The following is a 19,328-nucleotide window of genomic DNA, read 5'->3' on the forward strand; positions in this document are numbered from 1 at the left end:
CCTATTTTTTGCCTGCGCGGATAAAGCCAGCAAAGCCTTTATCTTCAAAGTATGAGTGCATCATATTATAAATGTCGTTGCCGTAAGGTTGCATCAACGCTTTGTCAGCAAGTTGTCGTAACTGTCCTAATTGAGAGTGCCTCACTAAATATTTGACCTTGGCTACGTTGGAGGTATTCATACTTAGCATGCGATAACCCAAACCAATTAATAACAGTGAACCGATAGGGTCTCCGGCCAACTCACCACACACGCAAACAGGTATACGATGAGACTGACAAGTCTCTAAAATCTGTTTAAGCGCCATCACCACCGCTGGATGCATGGAGTCATAGACATCAGCAACATGTGCATTGTTCCGATCAACGGCCAACAAATATTGGGTTAAATCGTTGGTTCCAACCGAAACAAAGTCCACTTTGCTCGCAATCAATGGTAGAAGATAAATCATCGATGGCACTTCAATCATAATGCCAATCTTGGGCATTATGATCCGATCATCAACGCTAGAAACTTCTCGATACGCTTGCTCAATCAACCGCATTGCGTCGTCCAACTCTTTCGTTCCTGAAATCATTGGCAATAAAATGCTGAGATTTTGGTTATCGCCGCTGGCACGCATCATCGCCCGCAGTTGAATCAAAAAAATATCGGGATGATCGAGCGTAAAACGAATGCCTCGCCAGCCAAGAAAAGGATTGTCTTCTTCAATGGGTAGATAAGGCAGTGCTTTATCGCCACCAATGTCTAACGTTCTCATCACCACCCGTTTATCAGGATAAGCGTTCAAAACGCTGCGATACTGCTGCACTTGTTCTTCTTCTGATGGAAAGCGATGTTGCAGCAAAAAGGAAATTTCGGTTCGATACAGCCCGACACCATCAACCCCTTGGTTAATTGCGATGTTGGTATCCGCACTTAATCCAGCATTGAGCATCACTTCAATACGTGTGCCATCTTGCGTAAAAGGAGCTTCTGCAATGGTTTCATTAACCATTTGAGAAAGTTCGCTTTCTTCATAAGCTAAAGCGCGATATTCCGCCAGAATTTGTCTATTTGGTGAGATAAAAACCTTGCCGCTATAACCATCGACAATGCCCTTTTTACCGTTGATCTCCTTGAGATTAAGTGAAATCCCCATCACTGCGGGAATGCCCAGCGCCCGTGACAATATTGCTGCGTGGGAATTGGCAGCCCCTTCTAAAGAGACCACCGCCAGTAATTTATCTTTAGGAATAGCGGCGAGAATTGAAGCAGTAAGTTCGCGTACCACCAAAATAATCGGTTTATCAAGTTGCTGCTGATCATGCTCAGTGTTGTGCAAAAAAAATAGCAGTCGCTGACCTAGCTCACGAATATCCTGTGCACGCTCACGTAAGTAAACATCTGACATCTTCGCAAAACGGTTGGAATAACTCTCCACAACTTGCCGTAATGCCCAATCTGCACGATCACCTTTTTGGATCTGGCTTTTCAGATCGTTGCGTAGCATCGGATCATTGAGTAGATGAGTAAAGAGATCGAAGATGGCTAACGCATCTTTATTAATATCACTATCGAGTTTTTTTCTTAAACGACGAAAATCGTTCAAGGCGCTTTCTACCGCCAGCACTAGCCACTCTTGTTCTCGTTCAATATCGAGCGTTGAGGCGGGGTAAACATCAGACAGTTGAGGCTGGGTGTCATCCCACCAAAACTCACCAATCGCGATGCCAGATGACGCAGCAATGCCACTGGTGGATAACTGCTTTTTCGAAAGCAGCCACTGCCCTTGTGTTTGAGCATGAGCAATAATCACGGCCACTTGCGCCGCCAGAGTGACAATAAAAGACTCTTCCATCTCACTAAATAAGCGAGGTGTTTTTTGCTGCACGACCAAGACACCCAATACTCGCTTGCGATGAATAATCGGCGTACCAAGAAAGCTTTGATACACCTCTTCGCCAAGCTGTTTGAAGTATTTAAAATTAGGATGTTTCGACGCTTCAGCAATGTTGATTGGCTCAGCTGAACGTTTCACTAAGCCCACTAAACCTTCGTCAAAACCGATGTGGATTTTGTCGCCTTTGAACTTTAAGCCTTGCGTTGCCATCAGTTCTAGACGATGTTTTTCTTCGTTAGCAAGATAGACAGTGCAACACTCGGTACTCATCGCATTGCACGTTTGCTTAACCAAAATATCCAAGGCTTGGTGTACATCTTCTACCTTGGATACTTGTTCAACTATTTCCCTTAGCTGAGAGAGCATGTCTATCCTCTTTTATTTTTGCGCTTACCTTTGTTATTACGTTCTTTAAATGGCATCGCGAATGATGCAAACTCTTTCATGGCACGACGATAAACATCTCGCTTGAAAGAGACTACTTGCCTCACTGGATACCAATAACTGACCCAACGCCAACCATCAAATTCAGGGGTACTGCCGCGCTGCATGTTGATTCTTGATTCATCACACTCTAAGCGCAGAAGAAACCATTTCTGTTTTTGCCCAATACAGACAGGTTGAGAATCCCAACGAACGAGCCGTTTTGGTAATTTATATCTTAACCAATGACGGCTTGTTGCTATGATTTTCACATCTTTCTTTGTGAGCCCAACCTCTTCGTAAAGCTCTCTAAACATCGCTTGTTCAGGAGTTTCATCGTCGTCAATTCCACCTTGTGGAAACTGCCAAGAGTGTTGTCCGTATCGTTTCGCCCAGAATACCTGACCATGGTTGTTACAAATCACAATACCAACATTGAGTCGGTAACCATCGCCATCGATCACTGGCCAACCTCTAGTAAAATCTTAATTGCTTTGATTTTTCCACATATCCCCAATAGGAGCAAACTTACTAGTGTGATTAACACGAGATTTATGTGTTCCTAATCATTAATTGGATAACTTTTCATCAAGTTTAAAGTTATCAACAAAATAATGCGACACCAGCCACATTTATTCACCTTTTCTGTGAGTAACTATGTGAAGAATCTCTAGATAGCGACTTACTTCCCCAAAAAGCAAAAGAATACGGGCCAATATAAAAAAGATAATAATAAATTAAATACATTAAAAACAATGAATTAATTGGATTTTCCATTATTCACATTACGTTGCGATTAACAAAAAATTGATCCTTTCACAACATGCTCAAAGATCCACCAATTAGCTCGTTATCCACACCCCCACTCTAGTAGAAATAAGATTTACTGATTAAGAGGCCCACTCTCTCAAGCAAAACCCTGTAAATGCATACAGATAAACAAAAAATGGAATATTTTTCCGATCAACCTGTGGGTAACTTGGGTTGCGATGATCTTTTAAGCAAAAGAAACGACAGCACATTGTGTATAAGAATTTGCTACAATCACGTTTTTATCATTCAAAGTATCATGAAACCCGCACCTAAAACTGAACATGAATTAATGCTTAGAGCCCAAGACATTGCAGGCTTAAGCTTTAGTCAACTCGCCGAAGAAGCCAAGATGACCGTGCCCCCTGACTTAAAAAAAGATAAAGGATGGGTCGGTCAGCTATTAGAGTGGCATTTGGGTGCAACGGCAGGCAGCAAACCTCAGCAAGATTTCGAGCAATTAGGTATCGAGCTCAAAAGTATTCCGATCAGTTACACTGGAAAACCGCTCGAAACAACGTTTGTGTGTGTGGCCCCACTCACCGGTGTTCATGGTTTAACATGGGAGCAAAGCCACGTGCGAAATAAACTCTCTCGAGTACTGTGGATCCCAATAGAGGGTGAGCGAGAGATCCCCCTACCCCAGCGCCATGTCGGATCGCCATTGCTATGGAGCCCTTCTCCTGCACAAGAACAGCAGCTCAAAAATGATTGGGAAGAACTGATGGAGTTCATCGTTCTTGGCAAAGTTGAGCAGATCACCGCTAAGCACGGTGAAGTATTACAGCTCAGGCCAAAAGCGGCAAACGGGCGAGCATTAACCGAAGCCTACGGTGCTAATGGCAAACCTATCAAAACCCTGCCACGAGGCTTTTATCTTCGAACTCAATTTACCGCGAGCATTCTTGAGCAACACTTTATTTAAAAGTGCTCGTTATTGCTCATGAAAAAACGTAACCGTTTGATCTTTCACTGCACAATTCGTTTCCGTTTCACTGCCATCTTCGCTTATAGTAAAAACGTCACACACTCCACCAGCGAGAGCATCAAGGAAGGAATATGCAATACACCAAACTGCCTCATTCCACACTGGAAGTGAGCAAGATCTGCTTAGGTACCATGACTTTTGGTGAACAAAATAGCCAACAACAAGCCTTTGAGCAGCTCGATTACGCCTTAGACCAAGGTGTGAATTTCATCGATACTGCGGAAATGTACCCAGTTCCCCCCAACGGTAAAACCCAAGGTCTGACCGAAAGCTATATTGGCAACTGGTTAGAAAAATCAGGTAAACGTGAAAAAGTGGTGTTAGCGACTAAAGTGGCAGGCCCGCGTAACGTGCCTCACATCCGCGAAAAGATGTCACTCGATAGACGCAACATTCATTTAGCGATTGATGATAGTTTAAGACGCTTAAAAACAGACTATGTCGATTTGTATCAATTACATTGGCCTCAACGCCAAACGAACATGTTCGGCCAACTTAACTACCCTTATCCTGATCAGCAAGAAGAAGTCACTTTAATCGAAACGCTCGAAGCGCTTAATGATCTCGTCAAGGCTGGAAAAGTGCGTTACATCGGTGTATCAAATGATACCCCGTGGGGTGTGATGACATTGCTAAAATTGGCAGAAAAACACGATCTAGCAAGAATTATCTCTATCCAAAACCCTTATAATTTACTGAATCGCAGCTTTGAAATTGGCTTATCTGAGATTAGCCACTTCGAAGGTGTCCAACTGCTGGCTTACTCGCCACTGGCGTTTGGTTGCCTGAGTGGTAAATATTTAAATGGCGCAAGACCTGACGGTGCTCGGTGCAGCCTATTTGAACGCTTTTCTCGCTATTTTACGGCGCAAGGTGTACAAGCCACTCACGCTTATGTTGAGCTTGCTAACCAGTATGGCCTTGATCCAGCACAGATGGCGTTGGCATTTGTCAATCAACGTCCGTTTGTCGCATCCAATATCATTGGCGCGACAAACCTAGAGCAGTTGAAAACAAATATCGATAGTTTAGATGTCGTACTCAGTAATGAATTGCTTCTTAAAATTCAAGAGATAGGGACGACTTACTCCAACCCTTGTCCGTAGATATCTTCGGGGCTAGCGAAGCCACTAGCCCCTCGTTTTACGTTGTTATTCGCATACTTAACACACGGCGAAGATGACGAATATGACGTTCAGCTTTAGTTGAGTCAGGGACTGAAACGCCAATAGAGCGTCCATCACTTTCTAAGCCAATATCTTTAAGCAAGTGTTGGCTATTAAAAGGCAGCTCAAAAGCATGACGGCGAACATTTCGTTGCCATTGACGCTCTTCACGGCGTAAATCAGCACGGACCAGTAAAGTAGCAAGTTGTAAATAAATTGAATGACGCATGAGTATTCTCCAGTAGTAAACTAAACGTTGACGGCTGGAAAAATGGGGGCGAACAAGGTGGATCAACACTTTGATAAGCTGCCATTTTTCCGCAGCCTATCTCAAGGTTACGGATTAACTAAAAATCGGTGCCTTTTTTATCATCAAACATACGACAGGCGTCTGTAGTAAGAGACGATTTAGGCGCAGTAAGATCGATAGAAACGCGAACAGTATGAACAAAAACGAAATGATTCATGTTGCGCCTCCAAGCAAATAGTTAATCCAAAGTGAAATGAGTGTGTGAGCACGGCTCGCGGTCAAATTCTATGCAACTGAGGTGATTATTCAACTCTTAATTTTCAAACAATTAAAAAACAATGCATTAACCTAAAATGAAAGCCGATGACAGCAAATAAGTGACATATTCAGCTAGAGAATAACTTATTCGCAAAAGATATGATTATAAAAAATGGCCACATGGATTAAATATGGCCATTTTTACTTGAAGAATCATCAAGTTAATAGGTATTTTCAGTGATTAAGTTATGTTTATTAAGCAATCGATACATAGTAGCTCTAGATACACCTAGCTCTTTGGCGGCCATTGATACTTGCCCTGAGTTGGATTCTAAAACCAGTAATAGCGCATCTCGCTCTGAACGCTCACGAATGCTTTTTAGGCTGCGCTTACCATCACTGCGTTTTGGTAAGTCGAGTTGCAATTCATCCAACATGACTGAATCGGACATCAGCACCACACGTTTGATCTGATTCATCAGCTCACGAACGTTACCCGGCCAGTGATAACGAGCCAATGAGCGCGCCGCATCTTCAGTAAAACTGCGCGCCTGCGCGTTAAACTCTTTTGAATACTCCTGCAAGAAGTGGCGTGCCAGTAAAGCAATATCACCCGCCCGCTCTTTTAAGCTCGGGACATTAATACGCAATACGTTGATATAGTGGTACAGCTCTTCGTTAAAATTGCCATCAATCAGCGCTTTTTCAATATCGGAAGAGTTGGCGGCCAAAATACGCACATCCACCTCTTTGACACCCATTGAAGTTTCTATCGTTCCTTCTTGCAGGAAGCGCAAGAGGTTAGCTTGTTGGCTTTTAGGTAGCGTGAGAATATCTTTAAGTAGGATCGTCCCACCATCGGCCCGCTCCAATAATGAAGTTTGAGATGAGTCTTCACAACCAATACCGAACAGTTCACATTCAAAGCGGCTCTCCGATAAAGCTCGGCAATTCACTGAAATAAAAGGTTTTTGTGCACGAGACGACGTTTTGTGTACCGCTCTCGCGACCGTCTCTTTGCCCGTTCCATTTTCCCCATAAATGAGGATACTGACATCCGTAGGGCCGATGCGTTTGATCTGATCACGCAAGCGCTTCATGGGAGTGGACTCACCAATTAAACCAATATCCCCTGTTGCTCCATAATGTGGCCATACTTTTTTCTCTAACTTAAGCATTCCAAGTTGGTGTCCAATGGTGCTCAGTAGCTGCGCATCGGGAATCGGCGCCGTAAAAAAGTCGATACAAAAGTTAACAATGAATTGGCAAATCGTATCCGAGCTCAACTGTGATTCGCGAATGAACGCCAACCAACGTACTTGTTTATGGTTGCTGACCAAATTTGCAATTCCATTGAGGCTGAATTCATCATGGCTCAAATCAACAATACCAATGCATGGGCCTGTTTCTGCAAACAAGGCATCCGCTTTACGTAAATCTGCGCATTGTGTACAACGCCAACCAACCTGTTCAAGTACAGATAACCAAGGCTCGTATGTCCCACCAACGACGACAAGCGAACCAGGGACAGAATCCATTCGGAATTGAGTGGCCATCTATTATTCCTTATCTTTAAATTTATATGCAGTGCTACTTTTGGCACATTAAACGGCTGTTACATTAACGAGACTTGGCGCTGTAGTCTGTCTCAATCATAAGACTAGACAACAAATAAGCGCTTTGCCATTTAATATAGGGAACTATTTCATAATCCTTTCGAAATTGTTGTCTGTTAGTCCACGCTAGTGAACAAAATTTTTCAAACTAATGCAAAAAAAAACCGCCTATTTAGGCGGTTTATCGGAACGAAAGTAGCAATTACTGCTGTGGGCGCATCGCAGGGAATAGGATAACGTCACGAATCGTATGGGTGTTGGTGAGTAACATCACCAAACGGTCAATACCAATGCCTTGACCCGCCGTTGGTGGGAGACCGTGCTCTAACGCAACAACATAATCAGCATCGTAGAACATGGCTTCATCGTCGCCAGCATCTTTGGCATTCACTTGCGCTAAGAAGCGCTCGTCTTGATCTTGAGCATCATTAAGCTCAGAGAAGCCATTGGCGACTTCACGACCACCAATGAAGAACTCAAAACGGTCGGTGAAGAATGGGTTGTTATCGCTACGACGCGCCAATGGTGAAATATCCGCAGGGTATCCAGTGATAAAGGTCGGTTGCATCAACTTAGGTTCAGCCGTTTCACCGAAGATCTCTTCAAGAAGTTGGCCACAAGTCCAGAAAGGTTCAACGTCTACATGAACCGATTTCGCGATAGATACCATCAGCTCACGGTTTTGCAAATCCTGTTCAGTTAACGCTTGGATTTGAGCGTGCTCTGGGTTGTAGTGTTTGATGGCTTCAAACATACTCATGCGAGCATATTGACCACCAAATACTACCGTTTCATCACCATAAGGCATTGAAGTCGAACCTAAAACTTCCTGTGCCACAGTGCTTAATAACTCCTCGGTAAAGTCCATCAGATCATTGTAATCTGCGTACGCCATATAGAATTCCATCATAGTAAATTCAGGGTTATGGCGAGGAGAAAGACCTTCGTTACGGAAGTTACGGTTGATTTCAAACACGCGATCAAAGCCACCCACAACTAAACGCTTAAGGTAAAGCTCAGGTGCGATACGCAAGTACATTGGCATGTCGAGCGCATTGTGGTGAGTGATGAATGGACGCGCACTAGCACCGCCAGGGATCACATGCATCATTGGCGTTTCTACTTCCATGAACTGTTTTGAGATCATGAAGTTACGAATTGCAGTCATTACTTTAGAGCGAACAATGAACGCATTACGTGAACTTTCATTAACAATCAAATCCACATAACGTTGGCGGTAGCGCATCTCTTGGTCAGTCAAACCGTGGAACTTCTCCGGTAACGGACGAAGTGCCTTTGTCAGCAATTCGTACTCTTCCATATTAACGTAGAGATCGCCTTTGCCAGATTTGTGCAACGCACCTTTCACGCCGATGATGTCACCAATGTCTAGACCTTGGTATTTTTCCTTCAGCTCAGTTTGAACCTCTTTTGAAGCATAAGCTTGAATACGACCAGAGGTTTCTTGAATAACAAGGAAAGGGCCACGTTTCGCCATGATACGACCTGCAATCGCCACAACATGGTTTAAGGCTTCTAACTCTTCTTTGCTCTTTTCACCGAATTGCTGTTGAAGATCGCCCGCAAGGCTGTCACGACGAAAGTCATTTGGGTGGCCATTCGCTTTACAGCTCTTACGGATGTGATCCAGCTTGCTGCGACGCTCTGCGATGAGTTTGTTCTCTTCTTGCGCAATTTGCTCTTGATTCATTTCGTTTTGAACAGCATCAGTCATTTTACATGTACCTTATATGTCGGTAAAAAAGCATTAAAGGCCTGATTTCAGGCTTGCTTCAATAAATTTGTCTAAATCACCATCTAATACCGCTTGGGTATTGCGGTTTTCAACGCCAGTGCGTAAGTCTTTGATTCGGGAGTCATCCAATACATAAGATCGGATTTGGCTTCCCCAGCCAATGTCAGATTTCGCATCTTCATTGGCTTGCTTTTCTGCGTTCTGCTTTTGTAACTCAAGTTCAAACAGTTTTGCACGCAATTGTTTCATCGCTTGGTCTTTGTTTTTATGCTGCGAACGATCGTTTTGGCATTGAACAACGGTATTGGTTGGAATGTGCGTAATACGCACCGCCGATTCGGTGGTGTTAACGTGCTGACCACCCGCTCCCGAAGCGCGATAAACATCGATACGAAGATCGGCTGGGTTGATGTCGATAGCAATATTTTCATCAATCTCAGGATAGATAAACGCAGAGGCAAAAGAGGTATGGCGGCGGCCACTCGAATCAAATGGGGATTTACGAACCAAGCGGTGTACGCCAGTTTCGGTGCGCAGCCAACCATAAGCGTAATCACCGATAATGCGCACGGTTGCGCCTTTTAGGCCAGCAACATCACCTTCAGACACTTCAATCACTTCAGTCTTAAAGCCTTTCGCTTCTGCCCAACGTAAATACATGCGTAGCAGGATTGATGTCCAGTCTTGAGCCTCGGTGCCGCCCGAACCAGACTGCAGATCAATATAGCAATCTGAAGAATCGTGATCGCCAGAGAACATACGGCGAAACTCAAGCTGTTCAAGCTTAGTTTCCAGCTCATCCAGTTCAGGGCCAATTTCATCGAAGGTTTCTTGATCTTCTGCTTCAATAGCCAGTTCCAGTAGCCCTTCCACATCATCCACACCTTGATCTAACTGATCAATGGTATCGACAATGGCTTCGAGCGAAGCACGTTCTTTACCTAGCGCTTGTGCACGCTCAGGTTCGTTCCAGACGTTGGGTTGCTCGAGTTCTGCATTCACTTCTTCTAAACGCTCTTTCTTAGAGTCGTAGTCAAAGATACCCCCTCAGGATATTTGTGCGCTCTGACACATCCTGAAGACGGTTTTTAATAGGATTGATTTCAAACATGTTTGCTCAACATTTATGAGTAGAATTTAACCGAAGAATTCTACTTAAAAATGTGACGAAGATACAGGAAAAATTCGTTTGATCTCTTGGAATAAAAGCTGGCGCACGCCTAAAAAAAGAGGCTGAACAATCGTGTTCAGCCTCTTTAATGCTTACGGTTAAAAACGCGATTATGCCGCTTCTTTAACCACACTTTGTTGAACGGTAGTTGCAATAAAGAACATGCAAATCATCGCAGCAAGTGTCGGAAGCAACCACCCCATGCCGACCTCAAACAGTGGCAGCATATTGAACGCAGACACATCAACGCCAGCCACTTTTGCCGCGTCGATCAACGCAAAAAGAAAAGAGACAAGTAGCACTACACGGTATGCCACTGCTGGGTTTGGTAGTTTCCCTCTCAAGAAGGTCAACATAATCAAGGCAATCGCGACTGGATAAAGCGCATACAGTGCGGGGATAGAAAGCGTGATCAATTGTGATAAACCAACGTTTGCCACGATAGCGCAAGCAACACCAATAATGATCACCCAAGATTTATACGCAATTGGAGTCAATGTGCAAAAGTAATCTGAACATGCTGAAATCAAACCAATTGCCGTGGTTAGGCAGGCTAGTAGCACGATGACAGAAAGCACGATCTGCCCATAAGGGCCAAACAGCGCTTGCACATATTGGCTAAGCACCGCACCGCCATTTTCTGCACCAAAAGCGACCACAGAGCTTGTCGCACCAAGATAAAACAGTGAAATATAGACAAAAGCTAAACCAACCGCCGCAATGCACGCCGCGCTGATTAAATACTTTGTGGTTGCCGCGCGCTCAGTAATGCCTTTGCTACGCAGTGCATCGACAATTAACATCCCAAACATCAGTGCGCCAAACGTATCCATGGTGTTGTAGCCTTCAAGGAAGCCTTTCGTCAACGGCTGAGTCAGGTATTCGCCTTGTGCAGTCACCATCTCACCTTGCGGGTCAACAAAAACCGCAACGGCTAAAATAATTAATCCAACAAATAGAGCAGGAGTTAGCACTTTACCAATGATGTCAATGAGCCGACCTTGAGACCAGGCAAAAAACATCGCAATCACAAAAAAGAGAATCGAAAATAGTGTCAAATGCGATTGTTGCGCATCAATGAAAAATGGTTTCACTGCCATTTCATACGCCACAAGGCCGGTACGCGGTGCTGCAAAGGCAGGACCAATGATGATAAAGATCATCACTGCCATGATAGTTGCAGCTTGTTTAGGCAGATCTTTGGTTAAATGCTCCCAAGAACCACCCGCGACAGCAATCGCAATAATCGTCATCAATGGTAAACCGACAGCGGTAATGAGGAAGCCTGTCATGGCTGGCAGTAAATGCTCTCCAGCAAGCTGGCCAGCGATTGGCGGAAAGATGATGTTACCAGCACCCAAGAAAAACGCGAAAAGCATAAAGCCGACCGCGATAATATCTGTTAGTTTTAACGTCTGCTTCACAGATAACCCTTAATTATTATTTGATAAATGTTGTGTATGCATTGTTGATGAGGTTGAAACCGCATCTAAATCTAAAAATTAAGGGCGAATAATGACGAAACACTCAAGACTTCGCAAGGGCAAAGCAAAAAACGCTACATTAATTTATAATATCGGTGAAAAACCAGTTTAAAACTCTAAATGTTAAAAAATAGAAAGAATGATGTGTTGATCATTTTATCATACACTCTCATAACAGATAGAAGAATAATCCGAACAAATAGATAACAATAGTGGTTATCACTTAATTAGAGCTATATTTTGAAATAATGATGAAAAGTCACACGCCCAAAAATAAGCGTTTCAAATTTAAACAATTTTCCATTGACGGTGGACAAGCGGGAATGCCTGTCAGTACCGATGGGGTTCTATTAGGCGCGTGGGCTTTCACGCACCATCCCAAAACCATTCTCGATATTGGCACTGGTACCGGGTTATTAGCATTAATGTGCGCGCAACGTTTTAGCGATGCACAAATTACGGCCGTCGATATCGATGCCTTTGCCTTTGAAGCGGCCCAATACAACAGTAATGCTTCTTCATGGGGGCAACGCATACAGGTTTTACAAGGTGATATTTTAGACACCTCTTTTACGCCGTCCTTTGATGCAATTATTTGTAACCCACCCTATTTCAACAGTGGTGAACTGTCTCATGATCCCCAGCGAGCTACTGCTAGGCACACCAATCAACTTGCTCATCACGCTTTATTAGTCAGAGCAAAAAGCCTTCTCAACGATGAGGGGCAAGCTTGTTTTATTTTGCCCGTGTATGAAGGGGAACAATTTATCGAGCAAGCACTCACGCTCGGCTGGCAGCTTAAGCGGCGCTGCACTGTACAACCCATAGCACACAAACCCGCTCATCGGCTATTGGTTGAACTAAGTTTAGCCTCGGCTTCTGTGATTGATTCATCGTTGGTCATTCACTCATCAAGTGGTTATAGCGAAGCCTTTATTGCCCTAACTCAAGATTTTTATCTCAAGATGTAGAAATAACATGTGATCCTAATCACCAATCCCCCTATAATGTTCGACCTTAATTTTATAGCCAAATAAGCCTAACGGCTTGTGGAGTACTCACTGTGATCAAAACCTTTGCTGACCTCGATCTTGACCCTTGCATCATTGCGGCCATTGAAGATATGGGCTTTGAACGTCCCACCCAAGTTCAAGCTGAAGCGATCCCACAAGCCCTAGATGGTCGAGATATTCTTGCCTCTGCGCCAACGGGAACCGGTAAAACCGCTGCATTTGTTTTACCCGCGCTACAATATCTTTTAGATTTTCCGCGCAAGCGAGCCGGCCCTGCACGCGTCTTGATTCTGACCCCAACTCGTGAATTGGCGATGCAAGTGGCGGATCAAGCTCGTGAACTGGCGAAGAATACTCGCCTCAATATCGTCACCATCACTGGCGGCGTACAATATCAAGAGCACGCCGACATCTTAGCCAAAACGCAAGATATTGTGGTGGCAACGCCTGGTCGCTTGATGGAATACATTGAAGGCGAGCGTTTTGATTGTCGTGCGATTGAATGGCTTATTTTGGATGAAGCTGACCGCATGCTGGACATGGGCTTTGGCCCAATCGTCGATCGTCTCGCTGCTGAATGTCGCTGGCGTAAACAGACCTTGCTCTTCTCTGCAACACTGGAAGGCCATGGTGTGGAAGGTTTTACTGCCGATCTCTTAAAAGAACCAGCAACAATCAATGCCGATCCTTCTCGTCGTGAACGCAAAAAAATCACTCAATGGTATCACCGCGCCGATACCATGGTGCACAAAGTTGAGCTATTGAAGAAAATCCTCACCGAGCAAGCCGAACGTTCTATCGTGTTTATCAAAACTCGTGAGCGCTTAGCTGATTTGCGTACAGAGCTAGAAAAAGCGCAAATTCCTTGTGCTTGGATTCAAGGCGAAATGCCACAAGATCGTCGCAATAACGCCATTACGCGATTCCGTGAAGGCGCAGTCAACGTACTACTGGCAACCGACGTGGCCGCACGCGGTATTGACTTACCTGACGTAAGTCACGTGATCAACTTTGATATGCCACGCTCAGCGGATGTGTACTTACACCGCATAGGTCGTACGGCTCGTGCTGGTAAAAAAGGCAATGCGATCTCTTTGGTTGAAGCCCATGATCAAGTGATGATGGACCGCGTCGCGCGTTATGTCGACGAGGAGATAAAAGAGCGCTTCATTAAAGATATGCGCCCGCAGCACAAAAAGCCGGTATTCAAAAAGAAAAAGAAAACCGATGACAAAAAAGTCAAAGTGGTTTCGAAGAAGAAGAAGAAAGCGAACAAAAAGAAAAAATAGTGTTCCAATACCACCTATAAAAAATGCCGATACTGAAATATCGGCATTTTTTATCTTTAACGTTTGAAGAGAGTATCACTCTCTTCAAACTCACCAAGGTTTAATGTTCGCGTGTCGCACGGAACTCCACTTCAGGAAAACGCTCTTTGGCCAGATTCAAATTGACCATAGTCGGCGCGATGTAAGTCAGGTTATCCCCACCATCCAGTGCGATGTTACTTTGGTTTTTGCGCTTAAACTCTTCGAATTTTTTATCATCTGCGCACTCAATCCAACGTGCTGTTGCAACGTTAACACCTTCGTAAATTGCCTCGACGTTGTATTCAGATTTTAAACGAGACACCACCACATCAAACTGCAGCACACCCACTGCACCCACAATCAAATCGTTATTTTGTAGTGGGCGGAAGACTTGAACCGCTCCCTCTTCCGACAACTGCACTAACCCTTTAAGCAGTTGCTTCTGCTTCAGTGGATCGCGCAAGCGAATACGACGGAACAACTCAGGAGCAAAGTTAGGAATACCTGAGAATTTCAACGATTCACCTTGAGTAAAGGTATCACCAATCTGAATCGTTCCATGGTTATGCAAACCGATAATATCGCCAGCATAAGCATTTTCAGCACGAGAGCGATCGCCCGCCATAAAGGTAACCGCATCAGAAATACTCACTTGCTTACCAATACGCACGTGGTTAATTTTCATGCCTTGGGTATAAGTACCCGACACAATACGCATAAACGCAATACGATCGCGGTGTTTAGGATCCATGTTCGCTTGAATTTTAAACACAAAGCCTGAGAATTTCTCTTCCGTGGCTTCAACAATACGCTCATTAGCTTGACGTGGCATCGGCGCCGGAGCCCACTCAGTTAAACCATGCAGCATATGGTCCACACCAAAGTTACCTAATGCCGTTCCGAAGAAAACAGGGGTCAACTCACCTTTTAAAAACAGCTCTTGATCAAATTCATGAGAAGCACCCAATACCAATTCAAGCTCATCACGCAGCTGAGCGGCAAGGTCATCACCCACGGCCTTATCCAGATCAGGGTTGTTGAGGCCCTTAACAATGCGCTCTTCTTGAATAGTGTGGCCTTGGCCGGTCGCGTACAGAATCGTCTCATCACGGTGAATGTGGTACACGCCTTTAAACTCTTTACCACAACCCACTGGCCATGAAATCGGGGCGCAGGCAATCTTCAGCTCATTCTCCACTTCATCAAGCAATTCCATTGGGTCGCGGATCTCACGGTCCAATTTGTTCATGAAGGTTACAATCGGTGTATCACGTAAGCGAGTCACTTCCATCAGCTTACGAGTACGATCTTCAACACCTTTTGCTGCATCAATCACCATTAAGCACGAGTCAACCGCCGTCAATGTGCGGTAAGTATCTTCCGAGAAGTCTTCGTGCCCTGGAGTATCGAGCAAGTTAACCAAACAATGATTGTAAGGAAATTGCATCACAGAGGTCGTGACCGAAATACCACGCTCTTTTTCCATTTCCATCCAATCTGATTTAGCATGCTGGTTAGAGCCGCGCCCTTTTACCGTTCCCGCTTTTTGAATGGCATTCCCGAATAGCAGAACTTTTTCAGTAATGGTGGTTTTACCCGCATCCGGGTGCGAAATAATAGCGAAGGTTCTACGTTTAGAAACTTCACTCAAAAAAGGAGTATTTGACATGAAACAGGTCTTCTCAATATGCTGATATAAGGGAGAGCCGAAGCGCTTACGCTGATCAGCAGTTCGATTCAAATTTGCGCGGTATTCTCCCCTATATTTGATCTGGGAGCAACTTTCGTCGCTATACAAATCAACAAGAGAATGACGACCTTTCTATTTGTAATTAAATTATCAATAAATATGAGCTATAACTAAAAAGGGCGAAGAGAATAAGCGAGTATTATGCTGATAACCAAACAAAGAAATTCTCTGGCATTTAAACAAGCCAAAACAGTGTTCCTAGTCTCGGTGATCCTTGGGATAGGCTTTAGTTTGTATCATACTTTGCTCGACCTGCACCATGAGCAAGCTCGCATTGAAGATCACTACCGTTTTAAACTGCTGCAAAATTATTCAAATGCCAGCCAGGCTGCTTATCACCTCAACAACTTATTAGCCAATCAAGTCGTCTCTAGCTTAATGGTTGATAATGCCATTTATCATGTTGAAATTATTGATGATTTTGGCGATACACTGGCAAAAAAAAGCAGAGAGATTCCAGCGCAGACTGCTTTTATTCGGCTCTTATCGAATTATCTGACACCTGAAATACCCATCTTTAAAACTGACTTGCATCAACCCAATTCGAGTGTGGTGGTAGGTAGCTTAAGTTTTTCCGTCAACGGCTCTTCCATTGCCAAAGAATTTATTGCAAAAACCACACGAGTATTGCTGTTTGATCTCTTTCGAAATGTGTTGCTGACTTCGATCCTTTTAGTCTTTTTTTACTACAAGCTGTCAAAACCCATCACCACGTTAATTTCGTGGGTTCGCTCATTGCAAAACAATCAACGTCCAACACAGCCGCCATTACAACAGCAAAAAAATGAGCTCAGTGAGTTAGCCGGTACTTTCTATACTTTATGGAAAGAGCGAGAGCTCGCGGATGCTAAACTTAACCAATTAGCCTACTACGACACGTTAACTGGCCTTGCTAATCGCAGCTTGCTGCTGCAACTGCTCACTGATGCCATTGATAACAGTATTCGCACCCACACTTCTGGTGTGTTGTTTTACCTTGATCTCGACCGTTTCAAAACGATCAATGATTCACTTGGACACACAACGGGGGATCATTTAATCAAAGCTATCGCCATGCGTATGGATGGCTGGCTTAAACACGATTACACCGCCGCACGCATCGGTGGCGATGAGTTTGCGGTGTTGATTCCTCATCTCTCTCGCCAACAAGCAGAGAAGGTAGCTCAGCAGCTTCTGGCTCTGATTTCCAACCCTTACTCGATTGATGACCACCAGCTTTATTGCACTGTGAGTATTGGTATCTCGATTTTTCCGTCAGTGGGCAAAACCAATATCGATGTCCTTAGACAAGCCGATACAGCGCTTTACCGCGCAAAAGCGAATGGACGCAATAAATACATGTTTTATGAGCCAGAAATGCAGGCTCAAGTCGAATCGTTTCTGGAAATTGAAAAAGGCCTCCATGAAGCCCTCAATACCCAACAGTTAGAACTCTATTACCAACCTCAAGTCGATGAGCGGCACAATATTGTCGGTGTGGAAGCCTTGATCCGCTGGAACCACCCAACCAAAGGTGTATTGCCACCGGGTGTGTTTATGACCATAGCAGAAGAAACGGGGCAAATTATTCCGATTGGAAACTGGATATTAGAGCAAGCGTGCTATCAATACGCTGCTTGGAAGCGCCAAGGAGTATTACCGCCCCATTTTCGCCGTTTAGCCATCAACATCAGTCCGTTGCAGTTTTCTCAAGATTCTTTTGTTGAACACATTAACCATGCAATGCAACAAGCAGGTATTACTGGTGAACATCTTGAATTGGAGATTACTGAAGGGCTATTACTGGAAAATGTCGAAAGTGCGATTCAAAAAATGGTGCAACTTAAAAAAAGTAAGCTGAGCATCTCGATTGATGATTTTGGCACTGGTTATTCATCACTGCGTTACCTCAAACTTTTATCTGTGGATGTGCTCAAAATCGATCGTTCTTTTGTCACTCAATTGCATCTAGATGAGAGTGACCAAGCAATTGTGGATACGATTATTATGATTGCGAAACGTTTAAATTTGGAGGTAATAGCCGAAGGTGTGGAAGAGTGCCAAGAACTCGAAACTCTCAAACAATTGGGTTGTGATCAGTTCCAAGGTTACTTATTTGATAAGCCGTTAACCGCTAAGGAAGTCGTCAAGCGTTTTGCAAGCCCATGTTATCAACTCAATGAACATCAAAAAGATAAGGCGCACCAGAAATAGTTCCGATACGCATGACCATGAAAAAAACCTGAGTTTGCAAACGAGAAAATAAGCTACAAAAAATAGTAGCTCATGATGATCGCATCTTCTGATCCTTTCGGAGTGGGATAGTAGTTCACTCGACGATCGAGCTCATTAAAACCCAGCGATTCGTACAAACTATAAGCGCGGATGTTACTTTCGCGAACTTCAAGCCACGCACTTTCAGCTTGCGCTTTTTCACAGTAAGTTAAGAAAAACTCCATCAACAATTTTCCGTAACCCTTACCTTGCTGCTGCGGATCCACAGCGATATTCAACAAGGTCACCTCTCCAACAATATTCTGTGCATAGAAATAACCGACAACTTTGCCATCAACCAACATAGCATGGTGGCATGCACCACGACTCGCCAAGTCGCGTACGAGTGATTCAGACCAAGGGTAACTGTGGGCTTGCTGCTCAATGGACCAAATAGCATCAAGATAAGGAAGTGATAAAGGCACAACATCAATATTCATGGTTTTATGACTCATAAGAACAAATTTGCTGCCACAACGCCCGGCGCAGCTCGGTATTGCCATCTATCTCAACTAGCGGCGGTGACGTTAACACTTTCTGAGCCAACGGGCTTTCTTTCTTTTCACAGCCTGAAAACCACACCCATTCAATGCTGGAGCCTGTTAGTTGGCTAAGAGAGTGAGGCTCAAGATGACACGCCTGACTGATTTCGAGCCCCATACTTTTCAATACTCTTGAAAACAGCAATAGAGCACCTTGTTGCGGGTATTGGGGGGAAACGAGTAATAAACGGCACGTGCTCGGCAGCGTCACCGGATCGGGTTGATAGCCAGCCAGCCGCTGTGGATGGATAAGCTCCAAACGCTGGATGCCCATTTCTTGTAAATATTGATTTTCGTGATGTGACATCTGTTTATGACCTCATTGAACATCGCAATCCTAACAAATCAGCGCCAAGACAGAAACCGTTAATCATCCAATGACCCAAGAGCTATGCCCAAACAACTTGAAGTTGCAGGTAGGCGACAAGTGAATTCATCCCCATGAGCCTAGATAAACGAGGCGATTGGGGTGAGCGAACGTACGGCAGCTTCAAATGAGAAGGGCATAAAAGTAAACAGGGAGCTCTGGGCTCTAATGCCGATCAGTTAAGACTTTAATCGGCAGATCAGTTGAATGATCCTACCTTTATGTAAAAATCCGATAGACCTTGTTTATCGGATTTTTTTATGCACGTCTCTCAAGCCCTCGATATCAT

The 19,328-nt window shown here is 44.2% G+C and carries 15 protein-coding genes; 5 read left to right on the top strand and 10 right to left on the bottom strand.

What is annotated here, in order from left to right:
• Nucleotide 1 precedes the first annotated feature (1 nt).
• Together ptsP and rppH are read right to left on the bottom strand one after the other, a co-directional pair.
• Complete coding sequence (gene ptsP, locus AACV20_RS01905) at nt 2-2,248, bottom strand: phosphoenolpyruvate--protein phosphotransferase (protein WP_088720923.1); 2,247 nt, start codon at nt 2,246-2,248, stop codon at nt 2-4.
• Nucleotides 2,249-2,250: 2 nt separating this feature from the next.
• Entirely contained in the window at nt 2,251-2,769 is a 519-nt protein-coding gene (gene rppH, locus AACV20_RS01910; protein ID WP_010319133.1) for an RNA pyrophosphohydrolase, read from the bottom strand.
• 605 nt (nt 2,770-3,374) lie between these two features.
• On the opposite strand from rppH, the gene mutH reads away from it, so the two are divergent.
• Together mutH and AACV20_RS01920 are read left to right on the top strand one after the other, a co-directional pair.
• Nucleotides 3,375-4,040 carry a DNA mismatch repair endonuclease MutH gene (gene mutH / locus AACV20_RS01915; RefSeq protein ID WP_170907869.1) on the top strand — a complete coding sequence of 222 codons (666 nt, stop codon included), beginning with the start codon at nt 3,375-3,377 and terminating at the stop codon, nt 4,038-4,040.
• A 134-nt stretch (nt 4,041-4,174) separates the two neighbouring features.
• The gene (locus AACV20_RS01920) at nt 4,175-5,209 is read left to right on the top strand and encodes an NADP(H)-dependent aldo-keto reductase (RefSeq protein WP_170907861.1); all 1,035 of its coding nucleotides are present in this window, start codon (nt 4,175-4,177) and stop codon (nt 5,207-5,209) included.
• Nucleotides 5,210-5,246: 37 nt separating this feature from the next.
• On the opposite strand, the gene AACV20_RS01925 is transcribed toward AACV20_RS01920, so the two are convergent.
• The 5 genes from AACV20_RS01925 to brnQ all read right to left on the bottom strand — a co-directional run bounded on the left by AACV20_RS01925 (nt 5,247) and on the right by brnQ (nt 11,744).
• Complete coding sequence (locus tag AACV20_RS01925; protein ID WP_170907862.1) at nt 5,247-5,498, bottom strand: hypothetical protein; 252 nt, start codon at nt 5,496-5,498, stop codon at nt 5,247-5,249.
• A gap of 500 nt (nt 5,499-5,998) precedes the next feature.
• On the bottom strand, nt 5,999-7,333 hold the full coding sequence (gene vpsR, locus AACV20_RS01930) for a cyclic-di-GMP-binding transcriptional regulator VpsR (protein ID WP_170907863.1): 1,335 nt from the start codon (nt 7,331-7,333) through the stop codon (nt 5,999-6,001).
• A gap of 262 nt (nt 7,334-7,595) precedes the next feature.
• The gene (lysS, locus tag AACV20_RS01935) at nt 7,596-9,128 is read right to left on the bottom strand and encodes a lysine--tRNA ligase (protein ID WP_170907864.1); all 1,533 of its coding nucleotides are present in this window, start codon (nt 9,126-9,128) and stop codon (nt 7,596-7,598) included.
• A gap of 33 nt (nt 9,129-9,161) precedes the next feature.
• Nucleotides 9,162-10,260 (bottom strand): peptide chain release factor 2 gene (gene prfB / locus AACV20_RS01940; RefSeq protein WP_170907865.1). Its coding sequence is split into 2 segments (ribosomal slippage): nt 9,162-10,184 and nt 10,186-10,260, totalling 1,098 coding nucleotides; the frame shifts between segments, so codons are not numbered across the junction.
• A gap of 170 nt (nt 10,261-10,430) precedes the next feature.
• Nucleotides 10,431-11,744, bottom strand: coding sequence for a branched-chain amino acid transport system II carrier protein (gene brnQ / locus AACV20_RS01945; protein ID WP_013857601.1), 1,314 nt, complete (start codon nt 11,742-11,744; stop codon nt 10,431-10,433).
• A 308-nt stretch (nt 11,745-12,052) separates the two neighbouring features.
• On the opposite strand from brnQ, the gene AACV20_RS01950 reads away from it, so the two are divergent.
• Complete coding sequence (locus AACV20_RS01950; protein WP_094132018.1) at nt 12,053-12,775, top strand: tRNA1(Val) (adenine(37)-N6)-methyltransferase; 723 nt, start codon at nt 12,053-12,055, stop codon at nt 12,773-12,775.
• Between the two features lie 92 nt (nt 12,776-12,867).
• A complete protein-coding gene (gene srmB, locus AACV20_RS01955) occupies nt 12,868-14,106 on the top strand; it encodes an ATP-dependent RNA helicase SrmB (protein WP_170907866.1) in 1,239 nt (412 codons plus the stop codon).
• Nucleotides 14,107-14,206: 100 nt separating this feature from the next.
• On the opposite strand, the gene prfC is transcribed toward srmB, so the two are convergent.
• Nucleotides 14,207-15,796 (bottom strand): peptide chain release factor 3, encoded by a 1,590-nt coding sequence (gene prfC / locus AACV20_RS01960; protein ID WP_170907867.1) that lies wholly within the window; start codon nt 15,794-15,796, stop codon nt 14,207-14,209.
• A gap of 222 nt (nt 15,797-16,018) precedes the next feature.
• Here prfC and AACV20_RS01965 point away from each other — a divergent pair, with 222 nt between their 5' ends.
• Nucleotides 16,019-18,070, top strand: coding sequence for a putative bifunctional diguanylate cyclase/phosphodiesterase (locus AACV20_RS01965; protein WP_013857605.1), 2,052 nt, complete (start codon nt 16,019-16,021; stop codon nt 18,068-18,070).
• Between the two features lie 53 nt (nt 18,071-18,123).
• Here AACV20_RS01965 and rimI read toward each other — a convergent pair whose 3' ends face one another.
• Complete coding sequence (gene rimI, locus AACV20_RS01970) at nt 18,124-18,570, bottom strand: ribosomal protein S18-alanine N-acetyltransferase (RefSeq protein WP_170907870.1); 447 nt, start codon at nt 18,568-18,570, stop codon at nt 18,124-18,126.
• Nucleotides 18,571-18,574: 4 nt separating this feature from the next.
• Complete coding sequence (locus AACV20_RS01975; RefSeq protein WP_170907868.1) at nt 18,575-18,979, bottom strand: DNA polymerase III subunit psi; 405 nt, start codon at nt 18,977-18,979, stop codon at nt 18,575-18,577.
• Between the last annotated feature and the right edge of the window lie 349 nt (nt 18,980-19,328).

Source organism: Vibrio sp. B4-6 (genome assembly GCF_963888245.1).
GTDB lineage: Bacteria > Pseudomonadota > Gammaproteobacteria > Enterobacterales > Vibrionaceae > Vibrio > Vibrio anguillarum.